Raw genomic sequence first — 2291 nt, 5'->3', positions numbered from 1 at the left:
CGGTCCGCCCGACGCGGGTGGGGATCGACGAGACCGTGATGGTCACCGGACGGCTGACCGAGCGGCGTCGCCAGTTCCTGACCGCGCTGGTGTGCCTGGACACCACACTGGTCGTCGCCGTCACCCAAGGCCGAGATCGGGCTTCTGCAGCACGTCTGCTGGCCGATCACGCGCCCGACGCGACCGTTCTGGCGTGTGACCTGTTCTCGGGGTTCAAAACGGCCGCCGAAACTCTCGAGGACGCCGTCGTGGTCGCCGACGTGTTCCATCTGATCAGGCTGGCTTTGCAGGTGCTGGACGAGGTCCGCCGTCGCCGGCAGCAGCAGATCCACGGGCACCGGGGCCGCAAGGACGACCCGCTGTTCAAGCTACGCCGGGTGCTCCGGGTCGGCCGCGAACGCCTCGACCAGGACGTGCTCGACAAGGTCTTCAACCGGCTGCGCGATGCCGACACCGACGACGAGGTCGGCTCAGCGTGGGTCGCGGTCGACCTGCTGCGCAAGATGTACGCCGCACCCGACCGCGACACCGCCCACCGCCGCCTGGTCGCCTTCTACGAGTGGGTCGTCGAGGTCGAGGTCGACGAGGTCACCCGTCTCGCGCGGACCATCGACACCTGGCAGGACGAGGTGCTCGCGTTCTTCGACACCCGCGCCTCGAACGGGCCATCCGAATCCGCGAACGTGAAGATCAAGAACGTCCGCCGGGCGGCCCGCGGCTTGTCCCGGTTCAGGATTCTTGCTCAGTTTCGGGGTCGGTCGGGTTTGAGGGTTCGGGGTGCTGCAGGTAGCGGTCGAGGGGTCGTTGCCAGCCGATCGCTTCGTGGGGTCGGAGCCGGTTGAACTCGTCGAGGAAGTCCGCGACCAGGTCGCCGAGGACGAGGCCGTCGGCGATGTCGTGACGGTAGAGCCGTTCGTACTTCAGCGAGCCGAACCACCGCTCGATCACCCCGTTGGTCTCGGGTGCCTTGTGCCGGGTGCGGACGTGCCTGAGGTGCGGGCGGGCGTTGAACCAGCGTGCCACGGCGATCGAACGCATCGCGGGGCCGTTGTCGGTCACGATCACCAGCGGCTGGACCTCGCCGGTCTCGAGATCGACGCAGTCGGAGGCCAGCGGCCGGCCGAGCAGCGTCTCGGCAGAGGTGATGGCGTGCTCGATGGCGGCGATCATGTCGATGCCGGTCTGGGTGGTCGCCAGCCGGCAGGCGAGCGCGGTCTTGGCCCAGTAGTCGACGGTGCCGCCCATCCGCCAGGTCCCGCCGGCCTCGGTCTCGAACTCGGAGAAGTCGAACTGCCAGACCCGGTTGCGTCGCACGGGAGGCTCGAGGAACGCTTCGCGGCGGTCGCGGGCGAGCTGACGACGTTCGGCCTGATACGCCACAGGTTGCAGCAGATCGCGGCGGGCCATCGCCCGCTTCACGCTCGACTGCGACCCGACGTCATGACCGTCGGCGCGTGCGATCGCCCAGATCTTGCGGTGCCCCCAGGCATCCCACCGCTCGGCGTACTTCGCCACCGTCGGTTCGATCCGGTCGACCACCGGCGCGGGCCACGGCCCTCGCACGGGCTCGCCCGCCCGCAGCTTCGCGAGCCGGTAGTGGTAGGTGCGGCGCGGCACCCCGACCAGCTCGGCGAACCTCGAGACCGTGAGCTCGGCTTCTTGGCGGATCATCTCGAGGTCCTCGAAGGGGGGAGGTACTCCGCGCCCTTCTTCCACACCCGCAGCTGCACGTGGGCCTCGCCCAGCGCCGCCTTGAGCTCCTCGTTCTCGGCCTCGAGCTCCATCTCACGCGAGGACGGCCGCCGAGCTCCCTTCTCCAGACCCTCACGGCCCGACTCGAGGAACAACCGCTTCCAGTTGTGGACCGACTGCTCCGACACACCGTTGCGCCGCGCCGCGTCCATCGCGGACAGCTCCCCGCGGAGCACCGCGAGAACGATCTGCAGCTTCTGCTCGGGGGTCTTCTTCGATGGCCTGGCCATCGTCGCTCCTTGACTCAGGACCGAAACCTAGACCCTGAGCAAGAATCGTTGACCCGGGACAGGCTTCCGCAACGCCGACAACTACCGGGCCCGCATCATGCTCCACGCCGGCCAGCCACGTAGCCTCCCGACCACCACGAGGATCAGGCCCTACAGCTTCGCCGCTGCGGCGTGACCCACCTCAGTGGGGAAGACCCGCGATCGCTCACCTCGACGGCCAAACACCCTAGAGGGGCTGCGGCAAAAGACGCCGGACAGGCTGTCCCAAAATGGAGGCGCAGCGCATATCGATGCCGCCGAGGTGCATGG

At 68.5% G+C, this 2291-nt stretch carries 3 protein-coding genes; 1 reads left to right on the top strand and 2 read right to left on the bottom strand.

From position 1 onward, the window contains the following. On the top strand, nucleotides 1–842 hold an 842-nt coding region (locus WEB03_RS10225), incomplete at its 5' end, for a transposase (protein WP_368070851.1). Here the strand turns inward: WEB03_RS10225 and WEB03_RS10220 are convergent. Together WEB03_RS10220 and WEB03_RS10215 are read right to left on the bottom strand one after the other, a co-directional pair. Further along, nucleotides 730–1671 (bottom strand): transposase, encoded by a 942-nt coding sequence (locus tag WEB03_RS10220; protein ID WP_368070850.1) that lies wholly within the window; start codon nucleotides 1669–1671, stop codon nucleotides 730–732. The genes WEB03_RS10225 and WEB03_RS10220 overlap by 113 nt on opposite strands. Then, the gene (locus WEB03_RS10215) at nucleotides 1668–1982 is read right to left on the bottom strand and encodes a helix-turn-helix domain-containing protein (RefSeq protein WP_368070849.1); all 315 of its coding nucleotides are present in this window, start codon (nucleotides 1980–1982) and stop codon (nucleotides 1668–1670) included. The genes WEB03_RS10220 and WEB03_RS10215 overlap by 4 nt, the downstream gene beginning before the upstream one ends. Between the last annotated feature and the right edge of the window lie 309 nt (nucleotides 1983–2291).

It is taken from the genome of Nitriliruptor sp. (assembly GCF_040882075.1).
Taxonomy (GTDB): Bacteria; Actinomycetota; Nitriliruptoria; order Nitriliruptorales; family Nitriliruptoraceae; genus Nitriliruptor.
This window is presented reverse-complemented; position numbering and strand designations above follow the sequence as displayed.

Bases quoted from the DNA above. Each gene is read 5' to 3' on its own strand.
- WEB03_RS10215 (WP_368070849.1), bottom strand. From the start codon at position 1,982: ATGGCCAGGCCATCGAAGAAGACCCCCGAGCAGAAGCTGCAGATCGTT.
- WEB03_RS10220 (WP_368070850.1), bottom strand. From the start codon at position 1,671: ATGATCCGCCAAGAAGCCGAGCTCACGGTCTCGAGGTTCGCCGAGCTG.